The organism is uncultured Microbacterium sp., from assembly GCF_947488465.1.
GTDB lineage: Bacteria > Actinomycetota > Actinomycetes > Actinomycetales > Microbacteriaceae > Microbacterium.
This window is the reverse complement of the sequence record NZ_CANKZA010000001.1, coordinates 890,636-906,005: the sequence shown is the minus strand read 5'-3', so window position 1 is coordinate 906,005 and position 15,370 is coordinate 890,636. Positions and strand designations below refer to the sequence as shown.

Below are 15,370 nucleotides of genomic sequence, written 5' to 3'. Positions count from 1 at the left end.
CTGATGTCGAACCCGCTCAAGAAGACCATGGTGTACCTGGGCCTCGCCGACGAGGAAGAAGCCTACGAAGAGGCGACGTCCGACGCCCCCGCGCGCCGGGAGCGTCCGGTGGAGAAGGCTGCCCCGGTCACGCCCCTGCACCGCCCCACCGTCGTGCGTCAGCCGACGTCCGGCACGGTCAGCGAGATCCTCACGGTGCATCCCAAGCAGTACCGCGACGCGCAGATCATCGCGGAGAACTTCCGCGACGGCATCCCGGTGATCATCAATCTTTCCCAGATGAGCGATGCTGACGCCCGACGCTTGATCGACTTCGCCAGCGGACTCTCGCTCGGGTTGTACGGCCGCATCGAACGTGTGACAAGCAAGGTGTTCCTGCTGTCGCCCGAGAACGTCGCCGTCTCCGGTGATGGCACGCTCGCGCAGGCCGATCCCGAGACCGCCGCCTTCACCGCGTAGTGGAGATCGTTCGGTGGGTGGCTACGGTCGCCGACGTCCTTCTCCTGCTGTACATCCTGCTGCTGCTCGCGAGGCTGATCCTCGAGTACATTCCGATGTTCAACCGCGAGTGGCGCCCACGGGGAATCGGGCTCGTGCTCGCCGAGGCCGTCTTCACGGTCACCGATCCGCCGTTGCGGTTCTTCCGCCGCCTCCTCCCGCCGGTGCGGATCGGTCCGATTGCCCTCGACCTGGGCTTTCCGGTCACAATGCTCGCGTGTTTCGTCTTGCTGACGATCGTCCGCGTCATCGCCCGCCTCTGACCGTCTTCTCGCATCCAGGTGAGGTGGCGGGCTATGCTGAAGACCGTACGGCGCTGAGTCTGTACGGCACGCTGTAGGAGACGCCGCCCCGACTCGGCCCGCGTCGTGAGCCCCCGAAAGAGGAAACACCATGGCTTTGACCCCCGAAGACGTCGTCACCAAGCAGTTCCAGCACGTCCGCTTCAAGGAGGGTTTCGACCCCGACGAGGTCGACGACTTCCTCGACGAGATCGTGGTCGAGTGGCGCAAGACGATCGCCGAGAACGAAGAGCTGAAGACGAAGCTCGCCGCGTATGAGTCGGGTGAGACTCCCGTTGCCGCCGCTCCTGCCGACGAGGTCGTCGTGGCGGAAGAGGTCGTCGAGGCAGAGCCCGAGCCTGAGGTCGTCGAAGAGGTTCCCGCGCCGGTCGCCGCCGCAGAGCCCGCTCCGATCGCCGCTGCGGCCGGAGGCGGCGCCGCCGCGTCGGCCGGCATCATCGAGCTCGCCCAGCGACTCCACGACGAGCACGTCGCGGAGGGCATCGCCCAGCGCGACAAGCTGATCGCCGAGGCCGAGGCGCACGCGAAGGCCATCGTCGCCGAGGCGGAAGCCAAGGGACGCGAGGAGCGTGCTCGCCTCGATGCCGAGCGCACCACGCTCGAGACCCGCATCAGCGAACTGCGTCAGTTCGAGAGCGACTACCGCAACCAGCTCCGCGGGTTCATCGAGGAGAAGCTCCGCGACCTCGACGTCACGGGCGCCACCTCGGCTGCCGGTCGCTGAAGGCTTTGACCGACAGAACACCTCTGCGCGCGGCGGCGGCCGGCACCCTCACGGCGTTTCTCGCCGTCCTGGTGCTGGCCGCCGACCGGTTCACGAAGTACCTCGCGCTCGAGAACCTGCCCTACCAGGAGACGGTCCCGGTCCTCGGTGACTTCCTGCAGCTGTACCTCACCCGTAACCCCGGAGCCGCCTTTTCGCTCGGCGAGGAAGTCACCTGGATCTTCACGATCATCCTGGCTATCGCTGCCGGACTCGTCGTGTTCCTGGCCGTGGCGCGGGTCCGATCACGCCGATGGGCGGTGGTCCTCGGCCTCCTTCTGGGCGGCATCCTCGGCAACCTCACCGACCGTCTCGTGCGGGAGCCGGGCTTCGGCGTCGGGCACGTGATCGACTTCATCTACACGCCGTGGATGATGCCGGCCATCTACAACGTCGCCGACATGTTCATCGTCACGATGATGATCCTCGTCGCTCTCCTGATCCTCCTCGGTCTGCGCCTCGACGGCACGCGTGAGCCACGCGAGACCACGGCCGCGGAGGATGCCGCGGACACCCACGAGGTGGCGCCCACCGTGCCCGAGGCGCCCCGCACGCGGACGGATGACTGACGTGGAGTCTCGGACTCTGCCGGTTCCCGACGGCTTGGACGGTGCGCGCGTCGACGCAGCGCTGGCGAAGATGCTCGGCTTCTCACGAACTTTCGCCGCCGAGGTGATCGAGGGCGGCGGCGTCCGGATGGACGGCCGGCCCGTGGGGAAGTCCGACCGGTTGCGCGGCGGCAGTTGGCTCGAGGTCGAATGGGAAGACAAGCGCGGCCCCGAGATCATTCCGATCGCTGTCGATGATCTCGGCATCGTGCACGACGATGACGACATCGTCGTCGTCGACAAGCCGTCCGGGGTCGCAGCCCACCCCTCTGTGGGCTGGGAGGGGCCGACGGTTCTGGGCGCATTGGCTGCTGCCGGCTTCCGGATCGCCACCACCGGCGCCGCGGAGCGTCAGGGTGTCGTGCACCGACTCGACGTCGGCACGAGCGGCCTGATGGTCGTCGCCAAGACGGAGCGGGCCTATACGGCACTCAAGCGCGCGTTCAAAGAGCGCGAGGTCGACAAGATCTACCATGCGGTCGTGCAGGGTCACCCCGATCCACTCGCGGGCACGATCGATGCGCCGATCGGTCGGCATCCTTCACACTCGTGGAAGTTCGCCGTCACGCCGTCCGGAAAAGACTCGATCACCCACTACGAGACGCTGGAGGCGTTCCCGCGCGCCGCTCTCGTGGAGGTGCATCTCGAAACGGGACGCACGCACCAGATCCGCGTGCACATGGCAGCGCATCGGCACCCCTGCGTCGGCGACCCGTTGTACGGAAGCGATCCGACCATCTCGGCACAGCTCGGCCTCACCCGTCAGTGGCTGCACGCCCGCGAATTGTCCTTCGCTCATCCGGCGACGACCGAGTGGGTCACGTTCTCCTCGAGCTATCCCGCCGATCTCTCACACGCACTCGAGGTCCTCCGCGGCGACTGAGCCCCACATGCCTGTGCGGGTACACCGGAGTGCCTAGGCTGAGCGTGTGAATCCGCTCGCCTCGCGCCCCTGGTTGTCCTCCTATGCAGAGGGAGTGCCGGCCGAAATCGAGCCGGTCACCCAGACCCTCGTCGACATGCTCGACGACGCCGTCGCACGCTACCCCACGCGCGCGGCGCTCGAGTTTTTCGGCGCGGAGACGACCTATGCCGATCTGGGCGAACAGGTGGCGCGGGCCGCCGAAGGCCTCCGCCGACGCGGTGTGCGCGCCGGTGACCGTGTCGCGCTCATCCTGCCGAATTGCCCCCAGCACGTCGTCGCCTTCTACGCGGCGCAGCGCCTCGGCGCGATCGTGGTGGAGCACAATCCGCGCTACACGGCGCCGGAGCTGCGCCACTTGTTCGAAGTCCACCACGCCACCGTCGCGATCGTGTGGGATGCCGTCGCCGACACGATCGCCGAGTTCCCCTCCGACATCCGTCCGGCCCACATCGTCGCCGTGACACTCCCGGATGCGATGCCGCGGCGCATGCGCGCGATGCTGCGACTGCCGGTGAAGAAGGCCCGCGAAGCGCGAGCTGCCCTCACACAGCGGCCGACCGCGAAGGGCGTTATCCCGTGGAGGGATGTCGCCCGCGCACGCCGGGTATCGCGCAAAGTGCCCCGCCCCGCACTCGACGACATCGCCGTGTTGCAGTTCACCAGCGGCACGACCGGGCGACCGAAGGCCGCCGTCCTCACCCACCGCAACCTGCGGTCCAATGCGGCACAATCGGTCGCGTGGGTGCCGGGTCTGATTCCCGGCGGCGAGGTGTTCTACGCGGTGCTCCCGCTCTTCCACGCCTACGGCCTGACGCTGTGCCTGACCACCTCGATTTCGGTCGGCGCACGGATCGTCCTGTTCCCGACGTTCGAGGTCGGCATGACGATGGATGCGATCCGTCGCACGCCCCCCACGTTCCTCCCCGCTGTGCCCCCGATCTACGACGCGCTCGCACGGGCGACGTCGCGCGCCGGCCTCGATCTCTCGTCGCTGCGCAACGCGATTTCGGGTGCGATGGCGCTGCCGGCGGCGACCGTGCAACGCTGGGAGAAGGCAACCGGCGGAATCCTCGTGGAGGGCTACGGGATGACCGAGTCCTCACCCATCAGCATCGGTAACCCGATGGGCCCCCTGCGTCGCACGGGCACGGTCGGCGTGCCGTTCCCGAGCACCGACATCCGAGTGGTGGACCCTGAGGACCCCACGATCGACCGCGCCGTCGGTGAACCGGGTGAGCTCCTCGTGCGCGGCCCGCAGGTGTTCCAGGGCTACTGGAAGCAACCCGATGAGACGGCGCGCACGCTGCTGGCCGGTGGCTGGCTGCGCACCGGCGACATCGTCACGGCCGACGCCCATGGCTTCGTGACGGTCGTCGACCGCATCAAGGAACTCATCATCACGGGGGGATTCAACATCAGCCCGAGCGAAGTCGAAAACGCGCTCCTGCTGAACCCGGACATCGCCGATGCTGCGGTCGTCGGCATCCCACGCGCCGACGGCGGCGAAGTGGTGACGGCCGCTGTCGTCGTGCGCGAGGGCGCCCCGTTCGACGCCGAGGCGATTCGCGACCTCGCTCGCGCACACCTGGCCGCGTACAAGGTGCCGCGCGCGATCGTCGCGTTGGACACGCTCCCGCGATCGCTCGTCGGGAAGGTCCTCCGCCGCGAGGTGCGCGAGGAACTCGTCCGTCGGCGCCAGGGCTGACCCTCAGCGTCCGCCCGAAAAGACCGCCGGGTCGTCCTCCGCGAGCGCGAGAGCGATCTTGCGGACGTGGAACGGCTCGACGTCCACGAGCTCGCCCAGTCCGTACCAGCCCACCTCGGTGAGCTCGCCGTCGGCGGGGTGGGGCGTGCCGGAGACCCAGTCGCAGCGGAACACCAGATCGAGATAGTCCGCCTGATCCCCGTTCGCATACGTGATGCGGGGAATCTGCTGCACGACCGCAAGACGCGTGGCCGTGACGACGACGCCGGCCTCCTCGAGGCACTCGCGGATCGCCGCATCGGCGGGCTCTTCGCCCGGGTCGACGATGCCCGACACGCACTGCCAGGCGCCGTTGTCGGCGCGCTTTCCCAGGAGGACTTTCTCGTCCCGGAAGACGACGGCGGTCACGCCGACGAGGCTGAGGGGCGCGTGTCCGATCTTCTCGCGGAGCGCCAGGATGAACTCGGGAGTGGCCATGCGCTCAGCCTACGACCGGAGCGGGTGCCTGACCCTCCGACGTAGACTCGTCGGGTGGCATCCGACTCCTTCGTTCACCTGCACGTGCACAGCGAGTACTCGATGCTCGACGGGGCGGCCCGCATCGGTGCGATGGTCCAGGAAGCCGCGCGGTTGGACATGCCGGCGATTGCCGTGACCGACCACGGCAACACGTTCGCGGCGTTCGAGTTCTACCGCAAAGCCCAGGCCGCCGGCATCAAACCGATCATCGGCATCGAGGCCTACGTCACACCCGGAACGCACCGCTCCGACAAGTCCCGGGTCCGCTGGGGTACCCCCGAGCAGAACCGCGACGATGTCTCCGGCTCGGGCGCGTACACCCACATGACCCTGCTGAGCGAGACGACGGAGGGGATGCACAATCTCTTCCGGCTGAGCTCGAAATCCTCGCTCGAGGGGTATTACTTCAAGCCCCGCATGGACCGCGAACTGCTGCAGACCTACAGCACAGGTCTGATCGCGACGACCGGATGCCCGTCGGGCGAGATCCAGACCCGGCTGCGGCTCGGGCAGTACGACGCGGCGCGCGCGGCAGCCGCCGAGTTCCAGGACATCTTCGGCAAGGACAACTACTTCGCCGAGATCATGGATCACGGCCTCGAAATCGAACGCCGTGTCACCGGCGATCTGCTGAAGATCGCGAAAGACCTGTCCATCCCGCTCGTCGGGACAAACGACCTGCACTACACGCATCAGCACGACGCCACCTCGCACGCAGCGTTGTTGTGCGTGCAGTCCGGCTCGACGCTCGACGATCCCAACCGCTTCAAGTTCGACGGCGACGGCTACTACGTCAAGAGTGCAGCCGAGATGCGCCAGGTCTTCCGTGACAATCCCGAGGCCTGCGACAACACGCTGCTGATCGCCGAGCGGTGCAACGTCCAGTTCAACGAGTCGGCCAACTACATGCCCCGCTTTCCGGTGCCCGCCGGCGAGACCGAGGAGAGCTGGTTCGTCAAAGAGGTCGAAACCGGGCTCGAGTACCGATATCCGAACGGCATTCCCACGGAAGTCCGCGCACAGGCCGAGTACGAGACCGGCGTCATCCTGCAGATGGGCTTCCCGGGGTACTTCCTCGTCGTCGCCGACTTCATCAACTGGGCCAAGGACCACGGCATCCGGGTCGGTCCCGGGCGTGGCTCCGGTGCCGGTTCGATGGCGGCGTACGCGATGCGCATCACCGATCTCGACCCGCTCCGGCACGGTCTGATCTTCGAGCGCTTCCTCAACCCCGACCGTGTCTCGATGCCCGACTTCGACGTCGACTTCGACGATCGCCGCCGCGGCGAGGTCATTCAGTACGTGACCGAGAAGTACGGCGACGAGCGTGTCGCCCAGATCGTCACCTACGGCACCATCAAGGCCAAACAGGCGCTGAAGGATGCCGGTCGTGTGCTCGGGTTCCCCTTCAGCATGGGGGAGAAGCTCACCAAGGCCATGCCGCCCGCCGTGATGGGCAAGGACATGCCGCTGGAGGGCATGTTCGACCCGGCCCACGCGCGGTTCAAAGAGGCGGGCGAGTTTCGCGCCCTCATCGAGTCGGATCCCGAAGCCAAGACGGTCTTCGACACGGCCGTGGGTCTGGAAAATCTGAAACGCCAGTGGGGCGTGCACGCCGCCGGTGTCATCATGTCGTCGGAGCCGCTGATCGACATCATCCCGATCATGAAGCGGGAGCAGGACGGCCAGATCGTCACGCAGTTCGACTACCCCTCGTGCGAATCGCTCGGTCTCATCAAGATGGACTTCCTGGGGCTGCGCAACCTCACGATCATCGACGACGCGCTCGACAACATCGCCGCCAACCGCGGCGAGAAGGTGGTTCTCGAAGACCTCGGCCTTGATGACACCGCGGCCTATGAGCTGCTCGCCCGGGGTGACACTCTTGGGGTCTTCCAGCTCGACGGTGGTCCGATGCGGTCGCTTCTGCGGCTGCTCAAGCCCGACAACTTCGAAGATATCTCCGCGGTCATCGCGCTCTATCGGCCGGGTCCGATGGGGGCGAACTCGCACACCAACTACGCGCTCCGCAAGAACGGGCTGCAGGAGATCACTCCGATCCATGCCGAGTTCGAAGAGTCGCTCGCCGAGATCCTCAGCACCAGCTACGGCCTGATCATCTATCAAGAGCAGGTCATGGCGATCGCGCAGAAGGTGGCCGGGTTCAGCCTCGGTCAAGCCGACATCCTGCGCCGCGCGATGGGGAAGAAGAAGAAGGAAGAACTCGACAAGCAGTTCGCCGGGTTCGAAGCGGGCATGCACGCCAACGGCTACTCGGATGCCGCAGTGCAGAAGCTCTGGGAGATTCTGCTTCCCTTCTCGGACTACGCGTTCAACAAGGCGCACTCGGCCGCGTACGGGCTGGTGTCCTATTGGACGGCCTACCTGAAGGCCCACTACCCGGCCGAGTACATGGCGGCCCTGCTGACGAGCGTCGGTGACGCCAAGGACAAGCTCGCCGTCTACCTCAACGAGTGCCGCCGGATGGGTATCCGCGTGCTGCCGCCGGACGTCGGCGAGTCGATCCGCTACTTCGCCGCCGTCGGCGAGGACATCCGGTTTGGGTTGGGTGCCGTCCGCAACGTCGGCGCGAATGTCGTCGACGGGATCGTCGCCGCCCGTCAGGACGACAGCTTCGTGAGCTTCCACGACTTTCTCACCAAAGTGCCCGCCCACGTGGCCAACAAGCGCACGATCGAGTCGCTCATCAAAGCCGGTGCCTTCGACTCGCTCGGCTCAACGCGACGCGCCCTCATGGAGATCCACGAGGATGCGACCGAAGCCGCCGTCGAGACGAAGCGCAAGGCCGCCACCGGTGCGATCGGGTTCGACTTCGACAGCCTGTACGACGAAGCCGAAGAGATCATGCCTGCCAAGGTTCCCGAGCGTCCCGAATGGACGAAGAAGGACAAGCTCGCGTTCGAGCGCGAGATGCTCGGGCTCTACGTCTCCGACCACCCGCTGGCCGGTCTCGAGATTCCGCTCGCCAAGCACGCATCCACGTCGATCCACGATCTCCTCGCCTCCGACGATGTCGAGGACGGAGACCAGGTCACGATCGCGGGCCTCGTGACGAGTGTGCAGCACCGGGTGGCCAAGCAGAGCGGCAATCCGTACGGCATGATCACGGTCGAGGACTTCGATGGTGAGGTCACCGTGATGTTCATGGGGAAGACCTATACCGAGTTCCAGTCGATGCTGGTCGCCGACGCGATCCTGGTCGTCCGCGGACGTGTGTCGCGGCGCGATGACGGGCTGAACCTGCACGGTCAGATGGCGTTCACCCCGGATCTCGGCACGGTGGATGCCGCCGGCCCCCTCGTGCTCCTCATGCCCGAACACCGCGCGACCGAGACGACGATCGGTCAGCTCGCCGAGGTCTTCACACGCCACCCCGGCGACACCGAGATCACGGTCAAACTGCACAAGGCCGCAGTGGCGAAAGTGTTCGAGATCCCCACGCGCGTGCGGGTGACGGTCGACCTCTACGGTGAGCTGAAGGGGCTTCTCGGGCCCCAATGTCTCGGGTGACTCATCACCTGGCCGGGTAGGATCACACCCGAACCGTCCCGGAAGGACCCATCACCGTGAGTGACGAGAAGACCACCCCCGAAGAGGCCCAGGCCGACGTCTTCGCCCCCGAGAGCGCGACGCACGACCCGAACAACCCCGAGGTCGGCACATCCGCACCCGACCGCGATGAGACGGCCGACCACGACCCTGACGTGTCGTTCGAGTCGATCGGCGCGGCCTTCGCAGCGGTCACCGACGGACCCGACGCCGTCGACGAGACCGCACCACCCCAGTACGGTGTGGGCCCGTTCTCGATCCGTGAGGTCGCGCTCGGTGGCGTGTGGCTGCTCGCGTTCATCTTCTCGTTCTTCCCGATCTACGGTCAGATCGGTAATGGCGTCTCGACCTGGAACGGTATCGACTGGGTCCTGACGATCGGTGTGCCCACGGTGGCCGTCTTCCTGATCGGCCTGCGTCGCCTGTCGCCGCAGGGCATCCGTCGCGTCGGTTCGCTCGGGATCGACCAGTTCGCGTCCGTCGCGTTCTCGGTGTCGACCGTGGTGTGGCTGGGCATGCTCTGGAACTCCTTCGTCACCCTCGCCGGTTCGCGGGTCTTCTACGCCACGTGGGTTGTGTGGATCGAGTTCATCCTGATGCTCGCCGGTGTCTTCCTCACCGTCCTCGCGCCGCTGTTCCCGACGATCGGCGATGACTTCCGGCACCGCGCGGAGATCCCGGCCCACCGTTTCGCGAGCCCCGCCCGGCCCGTCATCCCCCGCCCTGCCACCGCGCGCCCGGCAACTCAGGCGGCGCCGGCGACTGCGGCGCCCGTCGCCACAGCGACGCCCGGGGACGATCAGGTCGACGCCGCGTCGCCCCTCTTCGAGGCGGGAGAGACGCAGGTCCTTGATGTCCTCGCCGAGGAAGAGCACACACCCGTCACCGCTCCCGCGACGCAGGCGTTCTGGGCGCTCGCCCCCGTCGAGCGCGATGTGGTCGACGATGCCGGCGAGACGCTGTTCACCGTGGGCCCGACCGCCTGGGCTCTCGTGATCGAGGACCGTGGCGACAGCTTCGTGGTCCGCCACGAAGATGGCCGCATCGGATCGCTGCGCGACATCTCCGGCGTCACCCGTGGCTGAGTGCGGGACGGTCTGATCGATGCGCACGATTGATCTGCGCGGTCGCGCGCTGAGTACCGACGAGCTCTTGGCGGCGGTGCCGCGTGCGTCGGCCGCTCGCGACGAAGCGCTGGTGACGGCCGCCCGCATCGTCAGCGACGTCGCCGTCGGAGGAGAGACCGCGCTCCGTGACCAGGCGGCACGTTTCGACGGCGTCGAGGGACACGAGCTCCGGGTACCGCAAGCGCACCTCGACGAGGCGCTCGTTGCGCTCGAGCCGGAGGTGCGGAAGGCCCTGGAAGAAGCCATTCGCCGCGTCCGTGTCGCTTCGGCGGCGCAGGTTCCGCCCGCCGTCGTCACCGAGATCGGGGCCGGCGCGCACGTCGAGCAGCGCTGGCGGCCCGTGCGTCGCGTCGGCGTCTACGTTCCCGGCGGCAAGGCGGTCTACCCGTCGAGTGTCGTCATGAATGTCGTCCCGGCCCAGGTCGCCGGCGTCACCGAGGTCGCGCTCGCCTCTCCGCCGCAGCGCGAATTCGGCGGCCGCGTGCACCCGGTGATCCTCGCTGCGGCGCGCCTGCTCGACGTCACCGAGGTGTACGCGATGGGCGGCGCAGGTGCCATCGGCGCCTACGCCCACGGGGTGGCCTCGCTCGACCTCCACCGTGTCGATGTCATCTCCGGACCCGGCAACAACTTCGTCGCCCTCGCCAAGCGCGTGGTCGCCGGCATGGTCGGCACCGATTCGGAGGCCGGAGCCACGGAGATCCTGATCGTCGCGGATGCCTCCGCTGACGCGGACTGGGTCGCGGCCGACCTCGTGAGCCAGGCCGAGCACGACGAGCAGGCCGCGGCCGTGCTCGTCACGGACTCGCCTGAGCTTGCGGCATCCGTCGCCGACCGCGTCGCCGCCCGCGCCGCGCGGACGCTGCACGCGACTCGCGTCGGAGAAGCCCTCGCAGGCGTGCAATCGGCGATCGTCCTGGTCGATGACATTGCGGTTGCCACCGCGTTCAGCAATGCCTACGCTCCCGAGCACCTCGAACTGCACCTCGCCGATCCCCGCGTCGACGACTTCGTCAACGCGGGCGCCGTCTTCGTGGGGCCGCACTCGCCCGTGAGTCTCGGCGACTACCTCGCCGGCAGCAACCACGTGCTCCCGACCGGCGGCCAGGCTCGCTACGCGGCCGGCTTGTCGGCATCCACCTTCCTCCGTCCGCAACAGGTGATCGCGTACGACCGCGGGGGCCTCCAGGACGTGCGCGAAGCGATCGTGGCGCTCGCGACCGCCGAGGCCTTGCCCGCGCACGGCGAGGCTGTCATCGCCCGATTCGAGGGGTGAGCTGTGCACTGTCCCTTTTGCCGCCACGCAGACTCGCGCGTGATCGATTCGCGCACGAGCGACGACGGACTCAGCATTCGTCGGCGTCGGCAATGCCCCGAGTGCGGCGGTCGCTTCTCCACCATGGAGACGGCCAGCCTGAACGTGATCAAGCGGTCCGGCGTGATCGAGCCGTTCAGTCGGCAGAAGGTGATCTCCGGCGTACGCAAGGCGTGCCAGGGGAGGCCGGTGACCGAGGCCGATCTCGCTGTTCTCGCCCAGGCGGTCGAAGAAGCCGTGCGCCAGACCGGATCGTCCCAGATCGACACGAACGATCTCGGTCTCGCGATCCTCGAGCCGCTCCGCACCCTCGACGAGGTTGCGTACCTTCGATTCGCGAGCGTCTACCAGGCGTTCGACTCGCTGGAGGACTTCGAGAGTTCGATCGCGCAGCTGCGCGCCGACCACGCCGCCGCGTCCGAGTGAATTGTTCCGGCCGGGCTCGCAGTAAGCCGCGGCCGCTTGAGAAATAGGCTGACACCTGATGTATGACTTCGTCTTCCGCCACGTGTTCACCCGGATGGATCCGGAGGTCGCGCACCACCTCGTGATGCCCGTCATCCGTGTGCTGGGAATCTGGCCGCTGCGACCGATCGTCCACGCTCTGACGCGCCCCGCCCCGCACCTGCGCACCGAGGCGCTCGGCCTGGTGTTCGATTCACCGTTCGGGGTCGCCGCGGGTTTCGACAAGAACGCCCTCGCGACGTCGGGCCTCTACGCGCTCGGGTTCGGCCACGTGGAGGTGGGAACGGTCACCGCGATCCCGCAGGACGGCAACCCGAAGCCGCGCCTGTTCCGCCTGGTCCCGGATCGCGCACTCGTGAACCGCATGGGCTTCAACAACGCCGGTGCGGAGGCGGCATCCGCGCGGCTCGCGAAGGCGCGTCGCCGTACGAAGCGCCTCGTGCTGGGCGCGAACATCGGCAAGAGCCGTGTGGTCGATGTCGATTCGGCGACTGCCGACTACGTGGCCAGCACGCGACTCATCGCTCCGGTAGCGGACTATCTCGTCGTCAACGTCTCCTCCCCGAACACCCCGGGCCTCCGCGGTCTCCAAGCAGTCGAGACGCTGCGTCCGCTGTTGTCGGCCGTGAAGGATGCCGCCGGGACGACACCACTGCTCGTCAAGATCGCGCCGGATCTCCCCGACGACGAGGTCGAGGCTGTCACCCGACTGGCCGTGGACCTCGGACTTGCCGGACTCGTCGCGACGAACACGACGATTTCTCGCGAGGGACTTCGCACCGATTCTGCGAAGGTTGAGGCGGCCGGCGCCGGTGGGCTCTCCGGCGCGCCGCTGACGCAGCGCGCGCTCGAGGTGTTGCGCATCGTCCGCTCGGTGGCGCCGCAGCCGCAGTTCTGCGTGATCTCGGCCGGGGGCGTGGAAACGGCCGCCGACGTCCGGGAGCGCCTCGCCCTGGGTGCGACCCTCGTTCAGGGATACTCGGGCTTCATCTACCGCGGACCCCTCTGGGCGCGGCAGATCAGCCGGGCGCTCGCCCGCGGCTGATCCGTCGGATCGGTTCCGATCAGACGGGGTACTGGCCGCGCTTCACCTGCGCTTTGGGTAGCCGCATGAAGCGCATCTGCACGGTGCGCATCGCCGCGTACCAGCCGAGACCCTTTTCCATCTTGGTGTCGCCGAATTTTGCCTTCACGGCGCGCTTGACACGGATGCTGGTGAAGATCATGTCGGCGACCACGAAGAGGATGAACATCCACAGGCCCACGAAGCCGTAGTAGACGAACGCCTGGGGCAGGAACGTCATCAGGATCACGACGAGCATGAGCGGCATGAGCGCCTCGCCGAGGTGCCAACCGGCATCCACGAAGTCACGCGCGAAGCGGCGCTGCGGACCCTTGTCGCGCATCGGCAGGTACTTCTCGTCGCCGTTGGCCATGCCGATGCGGGCTTTCTCGCGCGCCGACGCGAGCTCCATCTTCGCGCGCGCCTTGGCCTCTTTCGTGTCGGCGACGAGGGGGCGCTTGCGGGCCGCCTCCTGCTCGGCGCGCGAGGGCGTCGGGCGGTTCTTGCCGGCTCCGGTCGGGGCGTCGGGAGCGGTCTCGGGTGCTGCAGGCGTGTGGGCCACGGGAGGTACCTCGGTTCGGCGGGAATCGTGCCCCTTAAGATTACCCGCATGAGCTCCGACCTGTCCCGCCCCGCCGCCGTCCGCGAGGCGGCACTGTCCGCCGTTCCCGCTGCTCTTGCCGATCTCGGCGCGCTGGTGCGCATTCCGTCCGTCGCATTCCCGGGTTTCGATCGGGCCGACGTCGAACGCAGCGCCGCGGCCGTGAAGGGCCTTCTCGACGACCTCGGCATCTTCGATTCCGTGCAGGTGAAGACCGCCATCGTCCCCGAGACGGGCGTGGAAGGGATGCCGGCGGTCCTGGCGTCGCGTGCTGCCCGCAATGGGCGTCCGACGATCCTGCTGTACGCCCACCACGATGTGCAGCCCGTCGGTGACGAGGCGCTGTGGGAATCCGCGCCGTTCGAGCCCACCGTCCGAGATGGCCGCCTCTACGGGCGCGGCGCCGCCGACGACAAAGCGGGGGTCATGGCGCACGTGGGGGCGCTCCGTGCGCTCACCGAGGCCCTCGGCGCTGACTTCGATCTCGGCGTGAATCTCTTCATCGAGGGGGAGGAGGAGGCCGGTTCCGCTTCGTTCGCGCAGTTCCTGAGCGATAACGCCGAGGCGCTGCGCGCCGACGTGATCGTCGTCGCCGATTCCGGTAACTGGGATGCGGCAACTCCCGCCCTCACGGTCTCGCTTCGCGGTAACGCGCGTTTCACCCTCACCGTGAAGACGCTCGACCATGCGTCTCACTCCGGAATGTTCGGGGGTGCGGTGCCGGACGCCATGATGGCGACGATCCGCCTGCTCGCGACCCTGTGGGACGAGGACGGGGCTGTCGCTGTCGCGGGTCTCGCCGAGCGCGACGCTGAGACGCCCGTGTACACGGAGGAGACTCTTCGCAGCGAAGCCGGCCTGCCCGCCGGCGTCGACCCCATCGGGCGCGGCAGCATCCTGAGCCGCATCTGGAACAAGCCCACGGTGACGGTGACCGGCATCGATGCGCCGAGCGTCACGAACGCCTCGAACACCCTGAGCCCCGAGGTCTCCGTCGTCATCAGTTCACGGGTGGCTCCCGGACAGCCCGCGCGTGAGGCCTACGCCGCGCTCGAGGCGCACCTGCGTGCCCACGCGCCGTTCGGTGCGGAGCTGACCTTCCGCGACGTCGATTGCGGCGACTCGTTCCTCGTCGACACGAGCGGGTGGGCAGTCGCGCAGGCGCGAACCGCCCTCGCCGCAGGCTACGGAGTGGATCCCGTCGACATCGGAGTGGGCGGGTCGATCCCCTTCATCGCAGACCTCGTCCGTGAGTTCCCCGCCGCGCAGATCCTCGTCACCGGCGTCGAAGACCCGCACGCTCGGGCACACAGTCCGAATGAGTCGCTGCACCTGGATACCTTCCGCCATGCGCTCGTCTCCGAGGCCCTGCTGCTGGAAAGCCTCGACGCCACCACCGTCTGAATCCCCTTTTCCGGTCCCCGGGGCGTGCCACCGCGTAGAATCGGAGGCATCCCGCCGTCACGCTCGCGCGAGCACCGGACGGCCCGACAACCGGGAGTACTCATGACCGACCTCGCTACGCCCCCCGCCGCGTCCGCTCACGGCGTCGGCCTCACCGACGCTGCCGCGGCCAAGGTCAAGAGCCTGCTCGACCAGGAAGGCCGCGACGACCTGCGTCTGCGCGTCGCCGTCCAGCCCGGCGGATGCTCGGGTCTCATCTATCAGCTGTACTTCGACGAGCGGTTCCTCGACGGCGACCAGGCGGTCGACTTCGACGGCGTCGAGGTCATCGTCGACGACATGTCGGTGCCCTACCTCGACGGCGCCAAGATCGATTTCAAGGACACGATCTCGGAACAGGGGTTCACGATCGACAACCCGAACGCAGCCGGGAGCTGCGCGTGCGGCGACAGCTTCCACTGACCCCACGAAACCCCCTCCGATAGTCCGGACATCCTGAGCGCCT

General features: G+C 67.7%; 15 protein-coding genes. 13 read left to right on the top strand and 2 right to left on the bottom strand.

All coding sequences use genetic code 11. The features are described from left to right. Window positions 1–3: 3 nt before the first annotated feature. The 6 genes from sepF to Q0653_RS04355 all read left to right on the top strand — a co-directional run bounded on the left by sepF (window position 4) and on the right by Q0653_RS04355 (window position 4,801). On the top strand, window positions 4–459 hold the full coding sequence (gene sepF, locus Q0653_RS04380; RefSeq protein WP_298742514.1) for a cell division protein SepF: 456 nt from the start codon (window positions 4–6) through the stop codon (window positions 457–459). Continuing rightward, window positions 459–761 carry a YggT family protein gene (locus Q0653_RS04375; RefSeq protein ID WP_298742515.1) on the top strand — a complete coding sequence of 101 codons (303 nt, stop codon included), beginning with the start codon at window positions 459–461 and terminating at the stop codon, window positions 759–761. The genes sepF and Q0653_RS04375 overlap by 1 nt, the downstream gene beginning before the upstream one ends. A gap of 130 nt (window positions 762–891) precedes the next feature. Beyond that, the gene (locus Q0653_RS04370) at window positions 892–1,524 is read left to right on the top strand and encodes a DivIVA domain-containing protein (RefSeq protein WP_298942856.1); all 633 of its coding nucleotides are present in this window, start codon (window positions 892–894) and stop codon (window positions 1,522–1,524) included. A 5-nt stretch (window positions 1,525–1,529) separates the two neighbouring features. Continuing rightward, window positions 1,530–2,132 (top strand): signal peptidase II, encoded by a 603-nt coding sequence (lspA, locus tag Q0653_RS04365; protein WP_298942854.1) that lies wholly within the window; start codon window positions 1,530–1,532, stop codon window positions 2,130–2,132. A 1-nt stretch (window position 2,133) separates the two neighbouring features. Then, window positions 2,134–3,054 (top strand): RluA family pseudouridine synthase, encoded by a 921-nt coding sequence (locus Q0653_RS04360; protein WP_298942852.1) that lies wholly within the window; start codon window positions 2,134–2,136, stop codon window positions 3,052–3,054. 46 nt (window positions 3,055–3,100) lie between these two features. After that, entirely contained in the window at window positions 3,101–4,801 is a 1,701-nt protein-coding gene (locus Q0653_RS04355) for a long-chain-fatty-acid--CoA ligase (RefSeq protein ID WP_298942850.1), read from the top strand. A 3-nt stretch (window positions 4,802–4,804) separates the two neighbouring features. Here Q0653_RS04355 and Q0653_RS04350 read toward each other — a convergent pair whose 3' ends face one another. Next, a complete protein-coding gene (locus Q0653_RS04350) occupies window positions 4,805–5,278 on the bottom strand; it encodes an NUDIX domain-containing protein (protein WP_298742520.1) in 474 nt (157 codons plus the stop codon). 54 nt (window positions 5,279–5,332) lie between these two features. Between Q0653_RS04350 and dnaE the strand changes: the two genes are divergently transcribed. The 5 genes from dnaE to Q0653_RS04325 are packed head-to-tail and all read left to right on the top strand — an operon-like array spanning window position 5,333 to window position 12,842. Beyond that, the gene (gene dnaE, locus Q0653_RS04345; RefSeq protein ID WP_298742521.1) at window positions 5,333–8,851 is read left to right on the top strand and encodes a DNA polymerase III subunit alpha; all 3,519 of its coding nucleotides are present in this window, start codon (window positions 5,333–5,335) and stop codon (window positions 8,849–8,851) included. A 56-nt stretch (window positions 8,852–8,907) separates the two neighbouring features. Further along, window positions 8,908–9,975: a hypothetical protein gene (locus Q0653_RS04340; protein WP_298942847.1), complete on the top strand. Its 1,068-nt coding sequence runs from the start codon at window positions 8,908–8,910 to the stop codon at window positions 9,973–9,975. A gap of 19 nt (window positions 9,976–9,994) precedes the next feature. Then, window positions 9,995–11,293 carry a histidinol dehydrogenase gene (hisD, locus tag Q0653_RS04335; protein WP_298942846.1) on the top strand — a complete coding sequence of 433 codons (1,299 nt, stop codon included), beginning with the start codon at window positions 9,995–9,997 and terminating at the stop codon, window positions 11,291–11,293. 3 nt (window positions 11,294–11,296) lie between these two features. Next, complete coding sequence (gene nrdR / locus Q0653_RS04330; protein ID WP_298742524.1) at window positions 11,297–11,758, top strand: transcriptional regulator NrdR; 462 nt, start codon at window positions 11,297–11,299, stop codon at window positions 11,756–11,758. Between the two features lie 58 nt (window positions 11,759–11,816). Further along, on the top strand, window positions 11,817–12,842 hold the full coding sequence (locus Q0653_RS04325; RefSeq protein WP_298942845.1) for a quinone-dependent dihydroorotate dehydrogenase: 1,026 nt from the start codon (window positions 11,817–11,819) through the stop codon (window positions 12,840–12,842). A 19-nt stretch (window positions 12,843–12,861) separates the two neighbouring features. On the opposite strand, the gene Q0653_RS04320 is transcribed toward Q0653_RS04325, so the two are convergent. After that, complete coding sequence (locus tag Q0653_RS04320; RefSeq protein ID WP_298942844.1) at window positions 12,862–13,422, bottom strand: DUF3043 domain-containing protein; 561 nt, start codon at window positions 13,420–13,422, stop codon at window positions 12,862–12,864. Window positions 13,423–13,470: 48 nt separating this feature from the next. Between Q0653_RS04320 and Q0653_RS04315 the strand changes: the two genes are divergently transcribed. Then, the gene (locus tag Q0653_RS04315) at window positions 13,471–14,865 is read left to right on the top strand and encodes a dipeptidase (RefSeq protein ID WP_298942843.1); all 1,395 of its coding nucleotides are present in this window, start codon (window positions 13,471–13,473) and stop codon (window positions 14,863–14,865) included. A gap of 102 nt (window positions 14,866–14,967) precedes the next feature. Beyond that, a complete protein-coding gene (erpA, locus tag Q0653_RS04310; RefSeq protein WP_298942841.1) occupies window positions 14,968–15,327 on the top strand; it encodes an iron-sulfur cluster insertion protein ErpA in 360 nt (119 codons plus the stop codon). Window positions 15,328–15,370: the final 43 nt, after the last annotated feature.